Annotated in this window: 20 protein-coding genes; all 20 read left to right on the top strand. The window is 58.6% G+C overall.

Features of this window, described 5'->3' with window-relative positions:
- The first annotated feature begins 88 nt into the window (after positions 1–88).
- The 20 genes from JTJ32_RS18905 to JTJ32_RS18810 all read left to right on the top strand — a co-directional run bounded on the left by JTJ32_RS18905 (position 89) and on the right by JTJ32_RS18810 (position 22,684).
- A complete protein-coding gene (locus tag JTJ32_RS18905) occupies positions 89–2,992 on the top strand; it encodes a TIGR00180 family glycosyltransferase (protein ID WP_210042935.1) in 2,904 nt (967 codons plus the stop codon).
- A gap of 296 nt (positions 2,993–3,288) precedes the next feature.
- Positions 3,289–4,215 (top strand): ketoacyl-ACP synthase III, encoded by a 927-nt coding sequence (locus tag JTJ32_RS18900; RefSeq protein WP_210042934.1) that lies wholly within the window; start codon positions 3,289–3,291, stop codon positions 4,213–4,215.
- Positions 4,216–4,535: 320 nt separating this feature from the next.
- A complete protein-coding gene (locus tag JTJ32_RS18895) occupies positions 4,536–5,384 on the top strand; it encodes a flagellin domain-containing protein (RefSeq protein ID WP_099229055.1) in 849 nt (282 codons plus the stop codon).
- A 72-nt stretch (positions 5,385–5,456) separates the two neighbouring features.
- On the top strand, positions 5,457–5,849 hold the full coding sequence (locus tag JTJ32_RS18890) for a flagellar protein FlaG (protein WP_210042933.1): 393 nt from the start codon (positions 5,457–5,459) through the stop codon (positions 5,847–5,849).
- Between the two features lie 79 nt (positions 5,850–5,928).
- Entirely contained in the window at positions 5,929–7,389 is a 1,461-nt protein-coding gene (gene fliD, locus JTJ32_RS18885) for a flagellar filament capping protein FliD (protein WP_099229053.1), read from the top strand.
- A 130-nt stretch (positions 7,390–7,519) separates the two neighbouring features.
- The gene (gene fliS, locus JTJ32_RS18880) at positions 7,520–7,915 is read left to right on the top strand and encodes a flagellar export chaperone FliS (RefSeq protein ID WP_099229052.1); all 396 of its coding nucleotides are present in this window, start codon (positions 7,520–7,522) and stop codon (positions 7,913–7,915) included.
- Between the two features lie 28 nt (positions 7,916–7,943).
- Positions 7,944–8,240, top strand: coding sequence for a flagellar protein FliT (fliT, locus tag JTJ32_RS18875; protein ID WP_210042932.1), 297 nt, complete (start codon positions 7,944–7,946; stop codon positions 8,238–8,240).
- Positions 8,241–8,417: 177 nt separating this feature from the next.
- Positions 8,418–9,893 carry a transcriptional regulator FleQ gene (fleQ, locus tag JTJ32_RS18870; protein WP_099229050.1) on the top strand — a complete coding sequence of 492 codons (1,476 nt, stop codon included), beginning with the start codon at positions 8,418–8,420 and terminating at the stop codon, positions 9,891–9,893.
- A 122-nt stretch (positions 9,894–10,015) separates the two neighbouring features.
- Positions 10,016–11,230, top strand: coding sequence for a sensor histidine kinase (locus JTJ32_RS18865; protein ID WP_408004607.1), 1,215 nt, complete (start codon positions 10,016–10,018; stop codon positions 11,228–11,230).
- Positions 11,230–12,645: a sigma-54-dependent transcriptional regulator gene (locus JTJ32_RS18860; protein WP_184323183.1), complete on the top strand. Its 1,416-nt coding sequence runs from the start codon at positions 11,230–11,232 to the stop codon at positions 12,643–12,645. Before JTJ32_RS18865 ends, JTJ32_RS18860 begins: the two co-directional genes overlap by 1 nt.
- Positions 12,646–12,898: 253 nt before the next feature.
- On the top strand, positions 12,899–13,228 hold the full coding sequence (gene fliE, locus JTJ32_RS18855) for a flagellar hook-basal body complex protein FliE (protein WP_004880750.1): 330 nt from the start codon (positions 12,899–12,901) through the stop codon (positions 13,226–13,228).
- A gap of 15 nt (positions 13,229–13,243) precedes the next feature.
- The gene (gene fliF, locus JTJ32_RS18850) at positions 13,244–15,025 is read left to right on the top strand and encodes a flagellar basal-body MS-ring/collar protein FliF (RefSeq protein ID WP_099229047.1); all 1,782 of its coding nucleotides are present in this window, start codon (positions 13,244–13,246) and stop codon (positions 15,023–15,025) included.
- Positions 15,018–16,034: a flagellar motor switch protein FliG gene (gene fliG / locus JTJ32_RS18845; protein ID WP_004880752.1), complete on the top strand. Its 1,017-nt coding sequence runs from the start codon at positions 15,018–15,020 to the stop codon at positions 16,032–16,034. The genes fliF and fliG overlap by 8 nt, the downstream gene beginning before the upstream one ends.
- Positions 16,035–16,049: 15 nt before the next feature.
- Positions 16,050–16,868, top strand: coding sequence for a flagellar assembly protein FliH (gene fliH, locus JTJ32_RS18840; protein WP_099229046.1), 819 nt, complete (start codon positions 16,050–16,052; stop codon positions 16,866–16,868).
- The gene (gene fliI / locus JTJ32_RS18835) at positions 16,858–18,216 is read left to right on the top strand and encodes a flagellar protein export ATPase FliI (protein WP_099229045.1); all 1,359 of its coding nucleotides are present in this window, start codon (positions 16,858–16,860) and stop codon (positions 18,214–18,216) included. The genes fliH and fliI overlap by 11 nt, the downstream gene beginning before the upstream one ends.
- Positions 18,217–18,222: 6 nt before the next feature.
- Entirely contained in the window at positions 18,223–18,672 is a 450-nt protein-coding gene (fliJ, locus tag JTJ32_RS18830) for a flagellar export protein FliJ (protein WP_099229044.1), read from the top strand.
- 81 nt (positions 18,673–18,753) lie between these two features.
- Positions 18,754–19,056 carry an STAS domain-containing protein gene (locus tag JTJ32_RS18825; protein WP_099229043.1) on the top strand — a complete coding sequence of 101 codons (303 nt, stop codon included), beginning with the start codon at positions 18,754–18,756 and terminating at the stop codon, positions 19,054–19,056.
- Positions 19,057–19,059: 3 nt separating this feature from the next.
- The gene (locus JTJ32_RS18820; protein WP_210042931.1) at positions 19,060–20,757 is read left to right on the top strand and encodes a SpoIIE family protein phosphatase; all 1,698 of its coding nucleotides are present in this window, start codon (positions 19,060–19,062) and stop codon (positions 20,755–20,757) included.
- Positions 20,758–20,800: 43 nt separating this feature from the next.
- Positions 20,801–21,157, top strand: coding sequence for an Hpt domain-containing protein (locus tag JTJ32_RS18815; RefSeq protein ID WP_099229041.1), 357 nt, complete (start codon positions 20,801–20,803; stop codon positions 21,155–21,157).
- A 102-nt stretch (positions 21,158–21,259) separates the two neighbouring features.
- Positions 21,260–22,684, top strand: a complete 1,425-nt coding sequence (locus tag JTJ32_RS18810) for a flagellar hook-length control protein FliK (protein WP_210042930.1) — start codon at positions 21,260–21,262, stop codon at positions 22,682–22,684.
- The last annotated feature ends 237 nt before the right edge of the window (positions 22,685–22,921 follow it).

The raw sequence follows: 22,921 nt of genomic DNA, 5'->3' as shown, positions 1-22,921 counted from the left end.
GGGACGCTGAAGCTGTTATGTTCTGTTCTTGCTTCAATGCCGGCTCGGACCGGGTTGAGGGTGTTATCGGTTCGCTATAGGAAAGAGTATGCAAAGCCACTTCGGGAATGAAGCCACACCCTTGAATCAGCGTCTGACCCTGCTGTTGCTGAATCAGGATCAGCCGGATTTCCTGCGTCGAGCATTGAAGTACTACAGCAATTTTCCATGCAGTATTGTCCTTGTGGATACCTCGTCGGAACCGGCTGCCGGTATCGCCGCGATTCCCGGCCTGTACTACGTGCACGCTGCAACGCTTGCCGAAAAAGGCTTGAGCGTCTTACTGGCTGAAGGCCTTCGACACGTGACCACGCCGTTCGTGGCGTACGCCAGTGTCGACAGTTTTCTGTTGCCCGACGCTTTGACCGAAGCGCTGAGCTTTCTGGAAGACAACGACTCGTACGGGGCCTGCCAGGGCTACAGCCTGAGCTATCAGGCACTGGTCGGTCAGGTGGACTACATGCGCCGGGATCGCCGGATCGCTGAGGATTATGCCAGCGAATCATCCGCAGACCGGTTGCTGAGCTTCCTGGGGCAGGGCATCTCGCTGCTCAACGCCGTGACACGTACCGAACTGGCTCGTCGCTGGTTTTCCACGGTGAAAGAGCAGACCGAGTTGCACTGGCAGGAACTCGGCTACATGACTTATTTGGCGGCCGCCGCAAAACTGCGCATATTGCCGATCCCCTATGCGCTGCATCATGCGTTGGACAAGGACGCGCAGACACGTCTGGGCGGGGCCGTCTCTGGCGCGGTCAAGCATATCGACCCCAAGGCCCGCGCCGCGCGTGAAGCATTCGCCCACACCCTGATATCGGCAATGGACGAGGCGTCCGGTCTTGTAGGGGAGCCAGGCGTTCAAACCGTTCTCGAGGGGCTTCAAGCCGCAGCGGACGGTCTTGAAACCCAGCCGTGGCAAGCGGATGAGAAACTGTTCAGCGCGCTATGGAACGTCGGTCTTGCGTGCTCAGAAGCGCACTTCGAGCCTCGGCAGTTTGTCGATCTGCCGTTCTATAACCAGCCATTCTTTGACGAGTTGGCTCGAATCGAGTTTCTGATTCACGTCTTCCCGGCAGGTCGCCTGCAAATGGAAGGACTTGAAGCTGCGCTGCTCAAACAATTCGAGCTGTTGCGCCCGCAGAGCAACCCCGATACGGAGACGCGGATCAGTCGGTTGTGGCAGGCCTATGCCACGTACGCGTTCAGCATTGATGTCGTTCAGGCATTGGCGAAAGAACTTGCCGGCTCTGCAGACGATGAAGGGGAAGCCGAGGACATCTCTGCCTGGGCGCAGCGTCTGCTCGCAGTTTCCAGTCACAGTAACAGCCGGCTGCTCGACCGCATGGAATCGGGGCGCCTGCTGAGCTGGCTGGACTCGCGCGATCCGAAGCCTGCGCAATTGAAAACGCTTACGGCCCGCCTGTCGAAACAGCCTGCCGGATCGCAGATCGGCATCCTGTTGCTGGATCTGGAGGCTGACGTCTTCAAGTTGCAGGCGACATTCGACAGCCTGATGAACGGCCATTACCGGTCGTTCAAGGTGATTGTGTTCACCACCGGCGAGCTGCCTGCAGCGACGACGCTGCAAAACACCCTGCATTTTGTGAAAGTCACCGAGAGCAACTACGTTGACAGAATCAATCAGGTCATCAAGCAGTCGCCCAGTGACTGGTTGATGCTGGCGCAGGCCGGTGACGAGTTCACCCGCAGCGGTCTGTTGCTGGCCAGCGCCCAATTGCTCGATGCATCGCACTGTCGGGCTGTTGCCGTGGACGAGATTCAACGTCAGCCCAATGGCACGCTGGCGCCGCTGTTTCGTCCAGGCTTCAATCTTGATTTGCTGCAAAGTGTGCCAGCCCTCATGGCGCGTCACTGGCTGATTCGGCGCGACCTGCTGGTCGAGGTGGGCGGTTATGCCCGGGAGTTTCCGAAAGCGCTGGAATTCGACCTGCTGCTGCGTCTGATCGAGCAGGGCGGCATGAGCGGTCTGGCTCATCTCAGCGAGCCGCTGTTGATCTGCGAGGCGCCGGAGCTTGAAGACAACCCGGATGAGCAGAAGGCCTTGACTCGTCATCTGAGCCATCGCGGTTATCAGGCCGAAGTCGGTTCAGCGCTGCCTGGCACCTACAAGATCGACTATCGCCACAGTCACCGACCAATGGTCTCGATCCTGTTGCACAGTCAGGACAATCTGCCCGAGCTGCAGCAATGCCTGCAAAGCATTCTGCAGCGCACCCGCTATCAGCGTTATGAAGTCCTGATCGCCGATAACCAGAGTACGGCACCGGAGCTGACCGCCTGGCTTGATCAGCAGGAGAAGCTCTCCAGCCGTGTCCGCGTATTCAAGGCCGAACAGCGCATGAGTGTCTCGGCACTGCGTAATCTCGTCAGCCAGGAAGCCAAGGGCGAATACCTGATTCTGCTGGATGCCGAGAGTCAGATCGTCAATGTTGGCTGGATTGAATCACTGCTCAACCAGGCTCAGCGCCCGGAGGTCGGTATTGTCGGTGTCCGGCTTATTGAAAAGGACGGCACCATCACGCAGGCTGGCCTGGTTCTGGGTCTCAATGGTGTCGTGGGATCAGGCTTTGTGGGTGAGTCGAAAAAATCCCGAGGCTACATGCAGCGTCTGGTCGTCGAACAGAACTACTCGGCGGTTTCGTCGGCCTGCCTGATGATTGGCAAGGCGCTGTTCGATGACGTCGGCGGTCTGGACGAAGGGCCGTTCGCCGAAGCGCTGGGTGACGTCGACCTGTGTCTGAAAGCAGGCCAGGCGGCGTATCTGACGGTCTGGACACCGCATGTTCAGGTTATCCATTCCGGAAGGATCGATGCCCCTGAGTCTGCGAGCGATGCGCTGATCGGCAAATGGTCGGCGCAGTTCTCGCAGGATGAAGCCTACAACGCCAATCTGTCCTTGAAGGGCACGGCGTTTACCCTCGCTTCTCTCTAATCCCGTCTGTTTTTGAGGAAAATCCGGCTGCCAGTCAGCCGGATCACTCCTTACACCAAATCGCAAGGGCCTCCCGGCCCTGTTTTTTCCTCACCCAGAATCGCAAAGCAGTCACATTCAAGTGACCTGTGGGTCATAAAGTGCATCTCCACTGTAATGTTTTACAGCGAGTGACAAGCGTCTGACTTGCCTTAATGTGTCATGCGCCCTGAAAATGTCCGCAATTCGCCTCTATTCGGTAGCGCCCTGATTTCTTTGGGACGAACATTTACCTGTTTACTAATCGGGAAGCCATGATGATTGGCATAAAAAGCATAGCGAGTTACGTGCCCGCTGAAGGCGTCGATAACTACGCTCAAGGTGCCAGCTTCGGCAAGGATGAAGACTTCATCCTCGGGAAGATTGGCTCCACGTTCCTGCCGCGCAAGGCAGACGGTCAGGAAACCTCGGATCTGTGTGTCGAAGCGGCCAACAAGCTGTTTGCCAGCAATCCTCAGCTCAAGCGCGAAGAAGTCGATGTACTGATCGTCGTCACCCAGAACGGTGATGAAGAAGGGCTGCCGCACACTGCTGCCATCGTGCAGGACAAGCTGGGGCTTTCGACCAACGTCGCTGCGTTCGATATTTCGCTGGGCTGCTCCGGCTATGTCTACGGTATCTACGCGATCAAGGGCTTCATGGAAGCAGCCGGCCTGAAAAACGGTCTGCTGATCACGGCCGACCCTTACTCGAAGATTGTCGACCCTGAAGACCGCAACACCACCATGCTGTTCGGTGACGCGGCCACCGCCACCTGGATGAGCGAGGGCGCTGCATGGCAATTGGGCAAGGCGAAGTTCGGTACGGACGGCTCCGGTGCGCCGCACCTGAAGGTGAGTAACGGCGTGTTCTTCATGAACGGTCGTCAGGTGTTCAACTTTGCATTGCTCAAAGTGCCTGCTCACCTGCATGAGCTGCTGGGCGAGTCCGGTCTGCAGCCTGATGACATCGATGCCTTCTGTATTCATCAGGGCAGCGCTGCCATCGTGGACGCCGTGGCGCGTCGTTTCGAAGACAAGCCCGAGAAGTTTCTCAAGGACATGGTCGAGACCGGCAATACCGTGTCGTCCAGTATTCCTCTGCTTATAGAAAAGCACGTGCTCGATTCTTCCTGGAGCCGTGTTGCGTTGAGTGGCTTTGGTGTGGGTTTGTCCTGGGGCTCGGCCATTATTTACAGGGCGTGATCGCCTGCGGTCTGAACCAAAACGCCTGCGACCTTAGTTGCGGGCGTTTTAGTCTGGATAAATCGCTTGCAAAAACCTGCTGTCACTGATTTTGGTCAATCCAACAGCGCTGTTCCGGCCTGTTGAAGATCCTCTTTTCTGTGTTGCGCGCGCTTCAAGCCCTTGTTTTATAAGGGGTGGCAGACTGCTAGCAAAATTTTTGAAAAAAACACTCAAGCAACCTGCCATCGCGACGATAACTATTACGAAGGTTCTCTAGGCATACCCGGCGCTTGCAGGGGCCGGAAGCCACGTAGTACACAACCCACGAGGAATTCATCATGTCTTTAACAGTAAATACTAACGTTACATCGTTGGCCGTTCAAAAGAACCTGAACCGTGCCTCTGACGCACTGTCCACTTCCATGTCCCGCCTGTCGTCCGGTCTGAAAGTGACCAACGCCCGTGACAACGTCGGTGTTCTGAGCACTATCGCTTCGATCAACTCGCAGGTTCGTGGTCAGACTGTAGCGATCCAGAACGCCAACGACGGTATGTCCCTGGCTCAGACCGCTGAAGGCGCTCTGCAAGAATCCGTATCGATCCTGCAGCGTATGCGTGAACTGGCAGTTCAGTCGCGTAACGACAGTAACAGCGCAGTCGACCGTACTGCCTTGAACAAAGAATTCACCGCGATGAGCGCTGAATTGACTCGTATCTCGGCCAGTACCAACCTGAACGGCAAGAACCTGCTTGATGGTTCTGCCAGCACCATGACTTTCCAGGTCGGCGCGAACACCGGTACCTCCAACCAGATCACTCTGACCCTGAGCGCAAGCTTTGACGCAGAAACCCTGGGCGTTGGTTCGGCCATCAGCATCGTCGGTTCGGACAGTGCTGCTTCAGAAGCCGCCTTCTCTGCTGCAATCACTGCAATCGACTCCGCTCTGCAGACCATCTCGTCTAGCCGTGCTGATCTCGGTGCTGCACAAAACCGTCTGACCACCACCATCTCCAACCTGCAGAACATCAACGAAAACGCCAGTGCTGCACTGGGTCGTCTGCAAGACACCGACTTCGCTGCTGAAACTGCACAGCTGACCAAGCAGCAGACTCTGCAACAGGCTTCGACTTCGATCCTGTCTCAGGCCAACCAGCTGCCATCCGCTGTACTGAAACTGCTTCAGTAATATCGGCATGAGTTTTGGCGGGGGAGTGCGTAATCGTGCTCTCTCGCTTTTTTGCTTTCGGAGGTGATGGTCATGGAGATGAGTGTAAAGCTGAACGTGTCCTATCCGGCCGCTCAACCGACGAGTCCGGCTCCGGCCACGGACAAGTCTGTTGATAAGCCTGCCGACGTCAAGTCGGTGGAGCGGGTTGCCGCTTCGGATGAAAGCAAAGGCCTGGATCTCAAGAAGGATGATGCTCAGGAACAGACTAAAGTCAAAGCCGCGGCGGAAGACATCCAGAAATTTTTTCATTCGGTCAAACGCAATCTTGAGTTTTCGATCGATGAAGGTTCTGGCAAAGTCATCGTCAAAGTCATTGCAAGTGACTCTGGTGAAGTGATCCGGCAGATTCCGAGTGCAGAATTCCTGAAACTGGCCGATAGCCTGAGTGATGCGAACAGTTTGTTGTTCCGCGCCAAGGCCTGACCGCCGGTAAGGTCCTTGTTGCAGGGTTTGGAGGAGCAATTGCCTCGAAGCCCGGTGGCACACTAGAAGGAGAAGCGAAATGGCAAGTCCAGTTACGTCGACAGTAGGCCTGGGTTCGGGTCTTAATATCGGTGATATCGTCAAGGGGCTGGCGGCTGCCGAGAAGGCGCCCAAGCAGACCCAGATAGACAAGCAGACTTCCGCTACCTCGGCCTCGCTGTCGGGTGTCGGTCAGTTGTCGTCCGCGCTGGCTGCGTTCCAGAAAACCATGGACACGCTCAACAGCACCACAACGCTTGCGTTCAATGGCTTCGCGGCGACCTCGGCCGATGAAAAGGTCGTGAAGGCAACGGCGGGCAACAACGCAGTCAACGGCTCTTACGCTATCGGTGTCACCAAGCTGGCGACTCCTTCCAAGGTCGCGACTGCAGCATTGACGGCTGCCCAGACCAGTGCCATTCCGAGTGGTACCCTGAAAATCACTCAGAATGGCGTTGCTCAGGAGGTCTCGATCGACCAGGGCTCGACGCTGGAGCAGGCACGCGACAAGATCAACTCCACGCTTCAAGGCAAGGGCATTACCGCGAACATCATCAACGACACCAGCGGTGCACGTCTGGTGTTCAGTTCGACCACAACCGGTAAAGACAGTGACATTTCGGTAGCGGGCAGTTCCGGTCTGGAAATGTTCAATATCGATGGCACAAAGAAAATGTCGGAGACCGCTACCACCGATGCCAACGGCAAAGTGATCGGAGGCGCGGGCGCGATTTCCGAACTGGCGGGAGACGCAGAGTTCACCGTTGACGGTCTCAGTCTGACCAGTAAGACGAACAAGGTAAGTGGCGCGATTTCCGGCATCACCTTTGACCTGGTTGCGCCGAGTGCGCCAGGCGCCACCACCACCGTCACCGTGGCAACCAACACGGATGGTCTGAAGGCTTCTCTGCAGAGCTTCGTCGATTCCTACAACACGTTGGTCAAGCTTGTCGCGACGCTTACCAAGGGTTCGACGGGCAAGGATGCTGACGGCAAGGATGTGTTCGTACCTGCTCCGCTGACCGGCGACGCGACGCCTCGCTCGCTGCTGGCAGTAATCCGTACCCAGATCGCCACCTCGACCTCTACTTCAGGCCTTGGCTCTCTCGCTCAGTTGGGTATCCAGACGCAGCAGACCGACGGCACATTGTCTCTGGACTCGGCCAAGTTCACGGCGGCGTTGAGTGACAAGAAGATGGGTAGCCAGATCCAGGCGCTATTCACCGGTGAAGGTGGTCTGCTGAGTCGTCTGGGCAAAGCGGTCCTCCCCTACAATGAACCTGGCAAGGGGATTCTGCCGAGCAAAACGACCAGCCTGACGGCGATGCAGAAGCAACTGACCAAAGACCAGGCTGACCTGGACCGTCGTATCGACACCCTCACCGCGAGCCTGACCAAGAAGTACAACGCGATGGACCTGGTGGTAGGGCAGCTCAAGGCAACAGCGAGCAGCATCACGTCGATATTCGCCGCCATGAATGCACAAAAGAACAATTCGTAGTTCCATTTGCCGATTATTGCGCTTGCCAACAACCCGACCCTGTGTCGGGTTGTTGTTTTTGGGCTAAAGTTTTTTCGCGCTGCGTCGATAGCTTGAATATGAGTAATCTGGATTTATCACGAGGCCCCCTATGAATCCGATGTTAGCGTTGCGGCAGTATCAGAAGATTGGTTCCCAGGCACAGACCTCGGAAGCCAGCCCACACCGTCTGGTTCAGATGTTGATGGAGGGCGGTCTGGATCGCATTGCCCAGGCCAAGGGCGCGATGTCACGCAAGGAAATCGCTAACAAGGGCATCTTCATCAGCAAGGCCATCGGTATTGTAGGCGGCCTGCGTGATGGTCTGGATCTGGAAAAAGAGCCGACAGAGGCGCTGATCAGGCAGGACAAGCTGTATCACTACATGATGACGCGTCTCGCTGAAGCCAATGCACGCAACGACCAGAAAATGCTTGATGAAGTGGCGGGTCTGTTGATCACGGTCAAGGAAGGCTGGGACGCAATCGGCGCTACGCAATCGCAATAAGGCTCGCTGCCTTCAGGAGACAGAAATCATGAGCGTTGCACTCAAGCGAATCGAAGAGACCCGTGAGGCTTTGGTCGGGGCACTGGCTGAGCGCGATTGGGAGGCTATCGGCAAGCTTGATTTGGCGTGCCGTGAATGTGTCGATGAGGTGGTCAGCCATTCGCCTGATGACGATCCTGCCCTGCGCAGCAATCTGGAAGAGCTTTTAGGGGTCTATCGGCAGTTGATTGACATTGCAACCGACGAGCGTCAAGCAATCGTCGATGAAATGACAAAAATGCAGAATGCCAAAAACGCAACGAAGGTCTATCATCTCTTCGGCTAGCTTTTATTTGTCGGTTTAATTATCCGACAGGAAGTTCGCCATAAATTTGACTGTTTACGTTTTTTTGACTTAACTAGTGATGTTTACTATTTTCTGGCGTCTCATCGTTTATATCGGCTGAGCGGCCAAGCTGCCCCCAATCATGGGCATTGAGTTGACTAGGGAAGTTGCTATTGCATGTGGCGTGAAATCAAGATTCTGCTAATCGATGACGATAGCCAGCGCCGCCGGGATCTGGCGGTTATCCTGAACTTCCTTGGCGAAGAAAATCTTTCCTGTTCCAGTCAAGACTGGCAACAGGTCGTAGGCGCTCTCGGGTCTACGCGGGAAGTGCTTTGCGTGCTGATCGGCAACGTAAACGCCCCGGGCAGCCTTCAAGGACTGCTTAAGACCATCGCTGCATGGGATGAGTTCCTTCCTGTTTTGCTTTTGGGCGAAAGTTCTTCCGTCGAGCTTCCGGAAGACATGCGCAGGCGCGTGCTGTCTGCGCTGGAAATGCCGCCCAGCTACAGCAAATTGCTGGATTCCCTGCACCGTGCCCAGGTCTATCGTGAAATGTACGATCAGGCCCGTGAGCGTGGTCGTCATCGCGAACCTAACCTGTTCCGCAGCCTCGTCGGTACCAGTCGTGCAATCCAGCACGTGCGGCAGATGATGCAGCAGGTGGCCGATACCGACGCCAGTGTTCTGATCCTGGGCGAGTCCGGCACCGGCAAGGAAGTTGTTGCCCGTAACCTGCATTACCACTCCAAACGCCGCGACGCGCCGTTCGTGCCCGTCAACTGCGGCGCGATTCCGGCTGAGCTGCTGGAAAGCGAATTGTTCGGTCACGAGAAGGGCGCTTTTACCGGGGCGATCACCAGTCGTGCCGGACGCTTTGAACTGGCCAATGGCGGCACACTGTTTCTTGATGAGATAGGCGACATGCCATTGCCGATGCAGGTCAAGTTGCTGCGCGTGTTGCAGGAACGCACCTTCGAGCGCGTTGGCAGTAACAAGACCCAGAGCATTGATGTGCGCATCATTGCCGCTACGCACAAGAATCTCGAAAACATGATCGAGATCGGCAGCTTCCGTGAAGACCTTTACTACCGTCTGAATGTATTCCCGATCGAGATGGCACCGCTGCGTGAGCGCGTTGAAGACATTCCGCTGCTGATGAATGAACTGATCTCGCGCATGGAGCATGAAAAGCGCGGCTCGATCCGGTTCAACTCGGCGGCCATCATGTCGCTCTGCCGTCACGCCTGGCCGGGCAACGTTCGCGAGCTGGCCAATCTGGTGGAACGCATGGCGATCATGCATCCCTACGGCGTGATCGGTGTGGCCGAGTTGCCGAAGAAGTTTCGCTATGTCGACGATGAAGACGAGCAAATGGTCGACAGCCTGCGCAGCGAGATCGAAGAGCGTGTCGCTATCAACGGCCACACGCCGAACTTTGCCTCCGGCGCACTGTTGCCGCCTGAAGGACTGGATCTGAAAGACTACCTGGGCGGTCTCGAGCAGGGGTTGATTCAGCAGGCGCTGGATGATGCCAACGGCATTGTTGCCCGTGCCGCCGAACGTCTGCGCATCCGTCGCACGACGCTGGTCGAGAAGATGCGCAAGTACGGCATGAGCCGTCGAGAAGGAGACGAACAGGCGGAGGATTGACGCCTGCTCAAACGACCAAAAATCAAACCTCTGAATTTTCAGGGGTTTTTTTTCGGCACGAGGATTGCTAAGTCTCTATCAACACACCGTTTACTGACGGTCCGCCACGCGAGAGATGATTTATGTCCAACGCCGCCCACATGACTTCCGAACTGTCTGTTCAGCCATTTCCCGCTCTTGAGCTGGAAAGTCGCCATGGCCTGGAACAGGCGTTTTCGCTGTTCAATCAGATGTCGGCGCAATTGACCGACTCCTACGGACTTTTGGAAGCGCGTGTGACCGAACTCAAGGGTGAGCTGGCGCAAGCAGGTGTTCAGCGTCTTCAGGAACTGGCGGAAAAGGAACGCCTGGCCAACCGCCTGCAGAACCTGCTCGATCTGTTGCCGGGCGGCGTGATTGTCATTGATGGCATGGGTGTGGTCCGCGAAGCCAACCCTGCTGCCATCGATCTGTTGGGTCAGCCATTGCTGGGCATGCTGTGGCGGCATGTGATCAGTCGTTGCTTCGCACCACGCGTCGACGATGGGCATGAGATATCGCTGAAGGACGGCCGTCGCCTGTCCATTTCCACCCGCTCTCTGGATGCCGAGCCCGGCCAGTTGGTGCTGCTCAACGACCTGACTGAAACCCGTCGCCTGCAGGAACAGCTGGCTCGACACGAGCGCTTGTCTTCCCTGGGGCGAATGGTTGCCTCGCTGGCGCATCAGATTCGCACACCGCTGTCTGCAGCGATGATCTATGCCAGCCACCTGACCGAGCAGGAACTGCCGGTGGAAACCCAGCAGCGTTTTGCCGGCCGACTCAAGGAGCGTTTGCACGAACTCGAGCATCAGGTGCGTGACATGCTGGTGTTTGCCCGCGGTGAGCTGCCACTGACCGATCGCGTCGCGCCGGGCGCGCTGTTTCAGGCATTGCAGAACGCAGCCGCGACCCACCTGCAGGGCGTGGCGGTTCGCTGGCAGTGCGACAGCGTCGACGGCGAGCTGCTGTGTAACCGCGACACGCTGGTCGGTGCGCTGCTCAATCTGGTTGAAAACGCCGTGCAGGCCAGTGCAGGCCGCACACGCCTCAAAGTACACGTCTACAGTCGCGGTAATACGCTGCGGCTGTGTTTCAGTGACAACGGCAGCGGCATGGATCAGGCGGCGCTGGCCCGTATCGGTGAGCCGTTCTTCACCACCAAGACCACCGGCACCGGCCTTGGCCTTGCGGTGGTCACGGCAGTGACTCGCGCGCATCAGGGTGGCGTGCAATATCGCTCCCGTGTCGGGCGTGGTACTTGCGCCATCGTCAGCCTGCCGTTGATTCCTGCAGCCAGTTCAGTGAGTGCAAGCTGATGTCGATCAAGGTGTTGCTGGTCGAAGATGACCGTTCATTGCGCGAGGCGCTGGGGGAAACCCTGGAGCTGGCCGGATACGGGTACCGTGCAGTCGGTTCGGCGGAAGAAGCGCTGCTCGCGGTTGAGTCCGAGCCATTCAGTCTGGTGATCAGTGACGTGAACATGCCGGGCATGGATGGTCATCAGTTGCTGGCCTTGCTGCGCAACCGTCATCCGCAATTGCCCGTGCTGCTGATGACGGCGCACGGCGCTGTCGAGCGTGCTGTCGATGCCATGCGCCAGGGCGCTGCGGATTATCTGGTCAAGCCTTTCGAGCCCAAGGCATTGCTGGCGCTGGTCGCGCGCCATGCACTGGGGCGTCTCGGTCCGGCCGAAGGCGAGGGCCCGATTGCCGTGGAGCCTGCAAGTATTCAATTGCTCAATCTGGCCAGCCGAGTGGCGAAAAGCGACTCCACCGTGCTCATTTCCGGCGAGTCCGGGACCGGCAAGGAAGTTCTGGCTCGATACATTCATCAAAATTCGCCACGTGCCGATAAGCCTTTCATTGCAATCAACTGCGCAGCGATTCCCGACAACATGCTCGAGGCCACGCTGTTCGGTCACGAGAAAGGCTCATTTACAGGGGCCATTGCGGCGCAGGCGGGCAAGTTCGAACAGGCCGATGGCGGCACGATCCTGCTCGACGAGATTTCCGAAATGCCCATGGGCCTGCAGGCCAAGTTGTTGCGTGTGCTGCAAGAACGCGAGGTTGAGCGAGTCGGCGCGCGCAAGCCCATCATTCTCGACATCCGCGTGCTGGCCACCACCAACCGTGATTTGGCCGGTGAAGTGGCGGCGGGGCGTTTCCGTGAAGATCTGTTTTATCGGCTGTCGGTATTTCCGCTGGCCTGGCAGGCATTGCGTCAAAGGACTGCCGATATTTTGCCGCTGGCCGAGCGTCTGCTGGCCAAGCACGTCAATAAAATGAAGCATGCGCCGGTCCGCCTTTCTGCTGAAGCGCAGGCCTGTCTGGTGAGCTATCCATGGCCTGGCAATGTGCGTGAGCTGGACAACGCCGTGCAGCGCGCGCTGATCCTGCAGCAGGGTGGCGTGATTCAGGCGCAGGATTTCTGCCTCGCCGGTCCGGCGGGAAGTATGCCTTCGCCAGTTGTGCAGGCACCCGCGCCACCCATGCCTGTCACGTCAGTGGCGGAAAATGCGGTGGCCGCAGGAGGGGCAGAGTCAGCAGGTGCGCTGGGTGATGATCTCAGGCGTCGAGAGTTTCAAATGATCATCGATACGCTGCGCGCCGAGCGCGGTCGTCGCAAGGAAGCAGCCGAGCGTCTGGGGATCAGCCCGCGGACGTTGCGTTACAAGCTGGCACAGATGCGTGACGCCGGCATGGATGTGGAAGGCTATCTGTTTGCAACCTGACGGCCATAGCCCGATCCGGTGCAGACCAGTGGTCATGATCTGTTGTGTCTGATTCTTCGTATCACGGATGTTATTCGCAAGGCCTGCAAGCCTTGTCCGACGGGCATTGCGGCGGTGATGTCATCTCGATAGACGTCATATTCGAAGGTGGTGTGGCATATTGCCGCCATCTAGCTGGCACCGTTGTTGCTAAGTCATCTGTATCCGCTGAATCAGTGTCAAAAATTTGCGGGCCTTACGAGAGAAAATGTCCATGAGCCAAGGTATTGAATTTAATCGCTTGATGTTGGATATGCGGGCCATGCAGATGGATGCTATGGCCGCACCCAAGCCTGTGTCCGGTCCTCAGGAAGCAGGTGCCAGCAGTTTTGCCGATATGCTTGGCCAGGCCGTCAACAAGGTTGCGTCGACTCAGCAGGCATCCAGCCAGTTGGCCAACGCGTTCGAAATCGGCAAGAGCGGTGTGGATCTGACTGACGTCATGATCTCCTCGCAGAAAGCCAGCGTGTCGTTTCAGGCCTTGACCCAGGTTCGCAACAAACTGGTTCAGGCTTATCAAGACATCATGCAGATGCCGGTTTAAGGGACGTACTGAGTCATGGCCGAAGCAACAGCCGATCCTGTTCCAGCAAGAGCGGGCGCCTCCGACAAGAAACCGTTGTTCGGGCTCTCGTTTCTGGAAAACCTTTCCGAAATGACCATGCTGCGTCAGATCGGCCTTATGGTCGGTCTGGCCGCGAGCGTGGCCATTGGCTTCGCCGTGGTGCTGTGGTCGCAGCAGCCTGACTATCGTCCGCTGTACGGCAGCCTCGCCGGTATGGACAGCAAGCAGATCATGGACACCCTGACTGCGGCGAACATCAATTACACCGTCGAGCCAAACTCCGGCGCTCTGCTGGTCAAGGCTGATGATGTGCAGCGTGCACGCATCCAGCTGGCTCAGGCAGGTGTGGTGCAGAACGATGCCAACATCGGTTTCGAGATTCTGGACAAGGATCAGGGGCTGGGCACCAGCCAGTTCATGGAAGCCACGCGCTATCGCCGTGGTCTGGAAGGCGAACTGGCGCGCACCATTTCTGCATTGAACAACGTCAAGGGTGCCCGCGTGCACCTGGCTATTCCGAAGAGTTCGGTTTTTGTCCGTGACGACCGCAAGCCAAGCGCCTCTGTACTGGTTGAACTGTATGCCGGTCGCTCGCTTGAGCCGAGTCAGGTCATGGCGATCATCAATCTGGTGGCCACCAGCGTTCCTGAGCTGACCAAATCACAGATTACGGTTGTCGACCAGAAAGGCGCCCTGCTGTCCGATCAGGCCGAAAACTCAGAATTGACCATGGCAGGCAAGCAGTTTGATTACAGCCGCCGTATGGAAGGGATGCTGACTCAGCGCGTTCAGAACATTCTGCAACCGATTCTGGGTTCTGACCGCTACAAGGCCGAAGTGTCGGCGGTGGTTGATTTCAGCGCCGTCGAATCGACTGCCGAAAGCTTCAACCCCGATCAGCCTGCCTTGCGCAGCGAGCAGTCGGTCAACGAACAGCGTTCCAGCAGTTCAGGTTCGCAAGGTGTTCCGGGCGCGCTGAGCAACCAGCCTCCAGGCCCTGCGACCGCGCCACAGACTGCCGGCGGTGCGGGTGCCGCTGCAGCCGCTATCGCTCCGGGTCAGCCGCTGCTGGATGCCAACGGTCAGCAGATCATGGACCCGGCCACCGGTCAGCCTGCGCTGGCGCCATACCCGGCCGACAAGCGCGTGCAGTCCACCAAGAACTTCGAGCTGGACCGTTCCATCAGCCACACCAAGCAACAGCAGGGTCGTCTGACGCGCCTGTCGGTTGCCGTGGTGGTCGATGACATGGTCAAGACCAATGCCGCCAATGGTGAAGTGACCCGTGCGCCCTGGAGCGCCGCAGACCTGGCTCGCTTCACGCGTCTGGTCCAGGATGCCGTCGGTTTCGATGCCAGCCGTGGCGACAGCGTCAGCGTGATCAACGTACCGTTCTCCAGCGAGCGCGCCGAAGTGCTGCCCGAGGCTTCGTTCTACTCGCAGCCCTGGTTCTGGGACATCGTCAAGCAGGCGGTGGGCGTTATCTTCATCCTGATTCTGGTCTTCGGTGTGCTGCGTCCGGTGTTGAACAACATCACCACCGGCAAGAGTCGCGAGCTGGCCGGTTTCGGTGGCGATGCCGAGCTGGGTGGCATGGGCGGACTGGATGGCGAGCTGTCCAACGACCGCGTCAGCCTGGGCGGTCCGCAGAGCATCCTGCTGCCTAGCCCGACCGAGGGTTATGACGCACAGCTCAACGCAATCAAGAGTTTGGTGGCTGAAGATCCGGGTCGTGTGGCCCAGGTCGTGAAAGAGTGGATTAACACTGATGAATGATCGAGCCCTCGTAGCCAAACTGAGTAAAGTCGAGAAGGCCGCCGTGCTGCTGCTTTCTCTGGGGGAAACCGATGCGGCGCAGGTATTGCGTCACATGGGGCCCAAGGAAGTGCAGAAAGTGGGCGTGGCCATGGCTCAGATGCGCAACGTGCATCGTGAGCAGGTCGAAGAAGTGATGAGCGAGTTCGTCGACATCGTCGGTGACCAGACCAGTCTGGGCGTCGGTTCCGATGGCTACATTCGCAAGATGCTCACCCAGGCGCTGGGCGAAGACAAGGCCAATGGCCTGATCGACCGCATCCTGCTCGGTGGCAACACCAGCGGTCTGGACAGCCTCAAGTGGATGGAGCCGCGCGCCGTTGCCGACGTGATCCGTTTCGAACACCCGCAGATCCAGGCCATTGTGGTGGCGTATCTGGATGCCGACCAGGCTGGTGAAGTGCTCGGGCATTTCGACCACAAGGTGCGTCTGGACATCATCCTGCGCGTCTCGTCCCTGAACACCGTGCAACCGGCGGCACTGAAAGAGCTCAACCAGATTCTCGAGAAGCAGTTCTCCGGCAACGCCAACACGTCGCGTACTACCTTGGGTGGTATCAAGCGTGCGGCCGACATCATGAACTTCCTCGACAGCTCCATCGAAGGCGCGCTCATGGATTCGATCCGCGAGGTCGACGAAGACCTTTCCGTGCAGATCGAAGACCTCATGTTTGTCTTCAACAACCTCTCCGACGTGGACGATCGTGGTATCCAGGCGCTGTTGCGCGAAGTGTCTTCGGACGTGCTGGTGCTGGCGCTCAAGGGGTCGGACGAGGCGATCAAGGAAAAAATCTTCAAGAACATGTCCAAGCGAGCCGCAGAACTGTTGCGCGACGACCTGGAGGCCAAGGGGCCGGTGCGCGTCAGCGATGTGGAAACTGCCCAGAAAGAAATCCTCACCATTGCGCGTCGTATGGCCGAAGCCGGCGAGATCGTGCTCGGTGGCAAGGGTGGCGAGGAAATGATCTAAGGATTCAGCCGACTCATGTCCAGTTCCAATAAAGAATCGGCCAGCGACCTCATTCGTGCCAAGGACGTCAGCGGTCTCGATCTCTGGGCATTGCCCAGTTTCGACCCGCATGTAGAACCCGAGCCGGAACCCGAGCCTGAAGTGCTCGATGAACCGGCCGAGATGGAAGAAGTGCCGCTGGAAGAAGTCCAGCCGCTGACCCTGGAAGAGCTGGAAAGCATTCGCCAGGAAGCCTGGAACGAGGGTTTCGCCACCGGCGAAAAAGAGGGCTTTCACAGCACTCAGCTCAAGGTTCGGCAGGAAGCGGAAGTGGCGCTGGCTGGCAAGATCGCCAGCCTTGAAACGCTGATGGCCAGTCTGCTCAATCCGATTGCCGAGCAGGATACGCAGATCGAAAAAGCCGTCATTCATCTGGTCGAGCACATTGCCCGGCAGGTGATTCAGCGTGAGCTGGCAACCGATTCCGCGCAGATCGCCAGCGTGCTGCGTGATGCGTTGAAGCTGTTGCCGATGGGTGCCAATAATCTGCGTATCTTCATCAATCCTCAGGACTTCGCACTGGTCAAGGCCATGCGTGAGCGTCATGAGGAGGCGTGGAAAATTCTCGAAGACGACACGTTGCTGCCGGGCGGTTGCCGGATTGAAACCGAGCACAGCCGCATCGATGCCAGCATCGAAACGCGGATCGCTCTGGCCATCTCGAAAATGCATGATCAATTGCACGAACAAGTCACGCACCCTGCGCCGGCCGACGTCAGCGTCGAGCTGGACGCGGCGTCCGTGCAGCCATCGAAAACCGTCGCGCCAGACATGGATACGCTCGATGCGCCTTGATCGCACCAGCTTTGGCAAACGCCTGGGAGCCTATGCAGGCGCCATCAGCCTGCCTGCGCAGCCGGTGGTTGAAGGCCGTCTGCTGCGCATGGTCGGGCTGACGCTGGAAGCCGAAGGTTTGCGTGCGGCCATGGGCAGTCGCTGCGTGGTGATCAACGACGACAGTCATCACCCGGTCGAGGTCGAGGCTGAGGTGATGGGGTTTTCCGGTGGCAAGGTGTTTCTGATGCCGGTCGGCAGCGTCGCGGGTATTGCGCCCGGTGCCCGCGTGGTGCCGTTGGCCGATGCCGGTCGCCTGCCGATGGGCATGACCATGCTGGGTCGAGTGCTGGATGGTGCAGGCCGGCCATTGGACGGACGTCCGCCGATCAAGGCCGAAGACTGGGTGCCAATGGACGGCCCGGCCATCAACCCGCTCAAGCGTGACCCCATCAGCCAGCCGCTGGATGTTGGCATCCGCTGCATCAACGGTTTGTTGACGGTCGGGCGCGGCCAGCGTCTCGGGCTGTTTGCCGGTACAGGCGTGGGCAAGAGTGTGCTGCTCGGCATGATGACGCGCTTCACCGAAGCCGACATCATCGTCGTAGGGCTGATCGGTGAGCGGGGCCGTGAGGTGAAGGAGTTCATCGAGCATATTCTTGGCGAAGAAGGCCTGAAACGCTCGGTGGTGGTAGCTTCGCCTGCCGATGATGCACCTTTGATGCGTCTGCGCGCTGCCATGTATTGCACGCGTATCGCCGAGTACTTTCGTGACCAGGGCAAGAATGTCCTGTTGCTGATGGATTCCCTGACCCGTTTCGCTCAGGCTCAGCGGGAAATCGCTCTGGCCATTGGTGAACCGCCTGCGACCAAGGGTTATCCGCCGTCGGTGTTTGCCCGTTTGCCCAAGCTGGTCGAGCGTGCCGGTAACGCCGAAGCCGGGGGTGGTTCGATCACTGCGTTCTACACAGTGCTGTCCGAAGGCGATGACCAGCAGGATCCGATTGCCGACTCTGCGCGAGGTGTTCTCGACGGACACATCGTGCTCTCGCGCCGACTGGCCGAAGAAGGGCATTACCCGGCCATCGACATCGAAGCCTCGATCAGTCGGGTCATGCCCTCGGTGGTGACGCCTGAGCACATGGCCCGGGCCCAGCATTTCAAGCAGCTGTGGTCACGCTATCAGCAGACCCGCGACCTGATCAGTGTGGGTGCTTATGTCGCCGGTGGTGACCGGGAAACCGACATGGCCATCGCGCTGCATCCGGTGCTGGTGCGCTATCAGCGTCAGGGGTTGCGCGACAATGAAAGCATGCAGGCCAGTGGCGAAGCGTTGGCTTCGGTGTTCGGTCCGGCACCGGGCGGCTGATAAGCCATGGCCCAGAGTCGAGCGGCGCGTCTGGCGCCTGTGGTCGAGATGGCGGAGGCGGCCGAGCGTTCGGCGGCGCAGCGTCTCGGGCACTTCCAGGGGCAGGTCAATCTGGCCAACAGCAAGCTTCAGGAACTGGACCAGTTTCGCCATGACTATCAGCAGCAGTGGCTGCAGCGCGGTAGCTCCGGTGTGTCCGGCCAATGGTTGCTGGGTTATCAGCGCTTTCTGAGTCAGCTTGATGTCGCCGTGGCACAGCAGTACAAAAGCCTTGAGTGGCACAAGGTCAATCTCGATAAGGCGCGCGGTTCCTGGCAGGAAGCTTATGCGCGTGTCGAGGGGTTGCGCAAACTGGTCCAGCGCTACATGGACGAGGCCCGCAAGCTTGAAGACAAGCGTGAACAGAAGCTGCTGGACGAGCTGTCCCAGCGTCTGCCCCGTCACGAACAGTACTGATACCTGATTTTTTGACGAGGCGATCACAAAGTCTGGTCTACGCTCACAGTGTCCAGGTGTTGAAACATTTCAGGAATTCCTATGACAGTCACTTCCGAGCTTTCCCCGGACCGGCGCCAGTTGACGCTTTATATCGCGGGGCGTTTCGACTTCGCCACGCATCAGGCCTTTCGGGGTGCCTACGAAGGGCAGTCGGGGGATTTGAGTTATGTCGTGGACCTGCGCGACACCCATTATCTGGACAGCTCCGCGCTGGGCATGCTGTTGCTGCTGCGCGACCACGCCGGTGGTGACAGGGCGCAGGTGCGACTGATCAACTGCTCGGCCGATGTGTCCAAGATCCTCGCGATCTCCAATTTCTCGAAGCTGTTCCAGTTGAGCTGATCGGTGCAGGCGCTCTCGAAAGGCCTGTGCATTCTGATCGCCGACGACAGCGCCAGTGACCGGCTGTTGCTCGCAACTATCATCGCTCGCCTCGGGCATCGGGTAGTGAGCGCGGCCAACGGCCTTGAGGCTGTGGCGATCTTCAGTACCGAGCGTCCGCATCTGGTGTTGATGGACGCAATGATGCCGCTGATGGACGGCTTCGAAGCGGCGCGGCGGATCAAGCTCATGGCTGGCGAATCGTTGGTGCCGATCATCTTTCTGACGTCACTCACCGAAGGCGAGGCGCTGGCACGGTGTCTGGATGCGGGCGGTGACGACTTCGTCTCCAAGCCCTACAACACTCAGGTGCTGGCGGCCAAGATCAATGCCATGAATCGCCTGCGGCTTTTGCAGGAGACCGTTCTGCAGCAGCGGGACTTGATCAGCACTCACCATGAATACCTGCTCAACGAGCAGCGCGTCGCCAAGGCCGTTTTCGATCAGGTCGCGCATTCCGGCTGTCTGGGCGCGGCGAATATTCGTTACCTGCAATCGCCTTATGCGCTGTTCAACGGAGACCTGATGCTGGCGGCCTACACCCCGGCCGGGCATATGCACGTACTGCTGGGGGATTTTACCGGGCACGGTTTGCCGGCTGCCGTAGGAGCAATGCCGCTGGCTGACGTGTTTTACGGTATGACAGCGAAAGGCTTTGGACTGGTCGAGATCCTGCGCGAAATGAACGCCAAGCTGAAGCGCATCCTGCCGGTGGACATGTTTTGCTGTGCCACGCTGCTGTGCGTCAATCTCTCGCAACGGCAGGTCGAGGTCTGGAACGGCGGACTGCCGGACGGCTATCTGTTGCGCGCCGACGGGGCTGAACCGGTCATACTGGTTTCCCGGCATCTGCCGCTGGGTGTACTGAGCGTGGATGCGTTTGAGGTCAGGACCGATGTCTATCCGCTGGCGCTGGGTGACCGGATCTTCCTGCTGTCTGACGGGGTGCTCGATACCAGCGACAGCCATGATCAGCTTTTCGGCGTGCAGCGATTGCGAGACGTATTGGCCGCCAACGAGCAGCCCGCGTTTCTGATCCAGGAAATCCTTCAGGCACTGAACGACTTCGGCGGCAAGGCACGTGATGACGTCAGCCTGCTGGAAATCACAGTGATCGACGAGCCGCTGGATCCCTTGCCGTTGCCCACGTACTCCGACAGCGGCGCCTCAAGCCCTCTCGACTGGTCGGCCAGTTTCGAGTTTCGCGGTTCCACTCTCAAGCGGTTCAATCCCGTGCCGTACGTTCTGCAACTGCTTCTGGAGGTTCACGGCCTGCGCAGCCAGGGCGGTGCGTTGCATGCGGTGATGGGTGAGTTGTACAGCAACGCCCTTGAGCACGGTGTACTGGGGCTCGATTCGGCGCTCAAGCATGATGCCGCCGGTTTTGCCCGCTACTATGAGCTGCGTGCCGAGCGTCTCGAGAATCTTCGTGACGGATTTATCCGCATGACCCTGAGAATTGAACCTGTGGGGCAGGGTGGCCGTCTGACCTTGAGTGTCGAAGACAGCGGCAACGGTTTCGATGCGCAGCAGGTGATCGACCATACGCCTGCCATTGACGGTTTGTATGGGCGCGGCATCAGGTTGGTGTGTGAACTGAGTCGGCAGGCCCGATGGTCCACGGATGGCAGGATCGCCTGCGTGGAATTTTCCTGGACGTGAGTGGCATAATCGCGCCCTGGAGTCTTGATCAAGGAGTGAGCAAGTGTCTGTTCATCTGGATTACAACGTTTTGAGTACCCTGCAGGAAGTCATGGAAGATGAGTATCCCACGTTGCTGGATGTTTTCTTCAAGGACTCTGAGCAGCGCCTTTCCCAGATGCGTCTGGCGCTTGAGCTCCATGGACCTGACCTGGAAACGCTGAGCCTGAACGCCCACAGTTTCAAAGGCAGCAGCAGTAACATGGGAGCGCTACGGCTCTCCGAGCTGTGTCGCGAGCTTGAAGAGCGCGCCCGTCAACAACGCCGTGAGGGTCTGGAAGAGCTGATCGGCAGTATCGACAGCGAGTACGCGACCATTCGCCGGCTGTTCGACGCAGAGCGCCAGTTCTTCGTCAGTTAAGCTTCTGGACCCTGTCCGGCGGATCACATCCGGACTGCTCTTTCTGGGTTGGCCTGCATCTTGCTAATCATTCGGTAACCAGCTGTTTATGCGGAGACCGAAATGCCCCTCGCCACCAATGCGCTTCTTCAGGCCAATGCCGCTGTGACCTCCCGGTCCGGCGCGGCCAACAATGCGGTCAAGCCTGCCGACGCCAGCAAGGATGAGGCCTCCAGCTTCTCCAATGTCTATGCCAAACAGGCAAAGGATGCGGCTTCTGCGCGCGATGATGTGCCTGTTAAATCGGCCAGGGACAAGACTGCTTCCGGCTCGGACAAGGTCGCTGGCGGCAAGGACAAGCCCTCCGCCGATCAAGGCGTTGCCACAAATACCTCATCCGTTGCCGATAGCGGCAACGGTTTGCCTGCCAGCGCAACCACCGCTACCGCCGATGAAGACCAGACTGCAGCCGACCAGGCCGCAGAAGATCAGGTACTGACCGATACGTTGGCCGAAGGCGAGACGTTGCCGGTTGCTGATCCGGCGCTGGACCCTGCGCTGAATCCCGCATTGCAGGCCATGACCGCGCAGGCACCTGTTGCACCCGCAATTGCCAAGCCTGCAGTTGCCGATCCCAAGGCTTCGCCTGTGGTTGAGCTGGCTGCTGGAGCGAAAACGGCGCCGCCAGCGGTGGTTGACGCTGCCTTCGATCCTGAGGCAGATCCGCTCGATGGTCTTGAGGCGGTACAGCTCGCGTTGGAAAACGCCAGCGCCAGAACGCAAATGGCGGCTCAGAATGCTCACGCCGCCAGCAAGGCGACGCCATCCAACGCCGAAGCGGACCCTTCACAGAATATCGCCAATAACCTGTCGCTGGTCAGCGAGCAGTTGCCCTCCGATGACAGCAGTACCGAAAGCAGTGACAAGTCGTTCAGCGGATTGATCGGTGAAGGCCTGAAGGATGTGAAAAGCGCCGCAGGTGACACGCGGGTTGATAACTTTGCCGATCGTCTGGCGGCGCTGAGTCAGGCTGCACAGCCTGCCAGGGCTGCAGCGACGCCGACGGCAACGCCGTTGATGAATCAGCCGCTGGCCATGCACCAGAGTGGCTGGACCGAAGGTGTGGTGGACCGGGTCATGTACCTGTCGAGCCAGAACCTGAAGTCGGCCGAAATCAAGCTGGAACCGGCGGAACTCGGGCGCCTCGATATTCGCGTCAATATGGCGCCGGATCAACAGACTCAGGTGACGTTCATGAGTGCCCACCTCGGCGTGCGTGAAGCGCTCGAAAGTCAGATGTCCCGCCTGCGCGACTCGTTCAGCCAGCAAGGGCTGGGTCAGGTAGACGTGAATGTTTCGGACCAGTCGCAACAGCAGGCCCAGCAACAGGCTCAGGAGCAGGCCAGCCGGGCCCAGCGTGGCGGACGTAGTGGTGGAACGGGCCTGGGTGACAGTGCTGACGACGTTTCCATTGCAGACGCCGCCGTTCCTGTAAGCCAGCCGGCGGCGCGAGTGATCGGTACCAGCGAGATCGATTACTACGCTTGATTCGGTGGGAGCTGCGGCTTGACCCCTCAGCTTCTGAAGGTGCGCTGAAGTCTGCTTCTGCCCGGAGGGCGTGGGAGCTTTCGCAGTTCATGACGGCAGATCGCCGACAAACCACTCTCACAGTGCGGTGTTCACACCGCCGTGTTGAGGGCGCAGTCGGCCTTTCGCAAAACGGGATGTCTTCAGCCGTTCGGGCGCTCTTGAGCGCGCGTTCTGTCATGGCTGAGCCCCGTTTGA

The organism is Pseudomonas alliivorans (assembly GCF_017826695.1).
GTDB classification, from domain to species: domain Bacteria; phylum Pseudomonadota; class Gammaproteobacteria; order Pseudomonadales; family Pseudomonadaceae; genus Aquipseudomonas; species Aquipseudomonas alliivorans.
The sequence above is the reverse complement of the archived record's forward strand: the minus strand, read 5'-3'. Positions and strand labels throughout refer to the sequence as shown.

Excerpts from the sequence above, each read along its gene's own strand:
- JTJ32_RS18905 (WP_210042935.1), top strand. The coding sequence starts at position 89 with ATGCAAAGCCACTTCGGGAATGAAGCCACACCCTTGAATCAGCGTCTG.
- JTJ32_RS18900 (WP_210042934.1), top strand. The coding sequence starts at position 3,289 with ATGATTGGCATAAAAAGCATAGCGAGTTACGTGCCCGCTGAAGGCGTC.
- JTJ32_RS18895 (WP_099229055.1), top strand. The coding sequence starts at position 4,536 with ATGTCTTTAACAGTAAATACTAACGTTACATCGTTGGCCGTTCAAAAG.
- JTJ32_RS18890 (WP_210042933.1), top strand. The coding sequence starts at position 5,457 with ATGGAGATGAGTGTAAAGCTGAACGTGTCCTATCCGGCCGCTCAACCG.
- fliD (WP_099229053.1), top strand. The coding sequence starts at position 5,929 with ATGGCAAGTCCAGTTACGTCGACAGTAGGCCTGGGTTCGGGTCTTAAT.
- fliS (WP_099229052.1), top strand. The coding sequence starts at position 7,520 with ATGAATCCGATGTTAGCGTTGCGGCAGTATCAGAAGATTGGTTCCCAG.
- fliT (WP_210042932.1), top strand. The coding sequence starts at position 7,944 with ATGAGCGTTGCACTCAAGCGAATCGAAGAGACCCGTGAGGCTTTGGTC.
- fleQ (WP_099229050.1), top strand. The coding sequence starts at position 8,418 with ATGTGGCGTGAAATCAAGATTCTGCTAATCGATGACGATAGCCAGCGC.
- JTJ32_RS18865 (WP_408004607.1), top strand. The coding sequence starts at position 10,016 with ATGTCCAACGCCGCCCACATGACTTCCGAACTGTCTGTTCAGCCATTT.
- JTJ32_RS18860 (WP_184323183.1), top strand. The coding sequence starts at position 11,230 with ATGTCGATCAAGGTGTTGCTGGTCGAAGATGACCGTTCATTGCGCGAG.
- fliE (WP_004880750.1), top strand. The coding sequence starts at position 12,899 with ATGAGCCAAGGTATTGAATTTAATCGCTTGATGTTGGATATGCGGGCC.
- fliF (WP_099229047.1), top strand. The coding sequence starts at position 13,244 with ATGGCCGAAGCAACAGCCGATCCTGTTCCAGCAAGAGCGGGCGCCTCC.
- fliG (WP_004880752.1), top strand. The coding sequence starts at position 15,018 with ATGAATGATCGAGCCCTCGTAGCCAAACTGAGTAAAGTCGAGAAGGCC.
- fliH (WP_099229046.1), top strand. The coding sequence starts at position 16,050 with ATGTCCAGTTCCAATAAAGAATCGGCCAGCGACCTCATTCGTGCCAAG.
- fliI (WP_099229045.1), top strand. The coding sequence starts at position 16,858 with ATGCGCCTTGATCGCACCAGCTTTGGCAAACGCCTGGGAGCCTATGCA.
- fliJ (WP_099229044.1), top strand. The coding sequence starts at position 18,223 with ATGGCCCAGAGTCGAGCGGCGCGTCTGGCGCCTGTGGTCGAGATGGCG.
- JTJ32_RS18825 (WP_099229043.1), top strand. The coding sequence starts at position 18,754 with ATGACAGTCACTTCCGAGCTTTCCCCGGACCGGCGCCAGTTGACGCTT.
- JTJ32_RS18810 (WP_210042930.1), top strand. The coding sequence starts at position 21,260 with ATGCCCCTCGCCACCAATGCGCTTCTTCAGGCCAATGCCGCTGTGACC.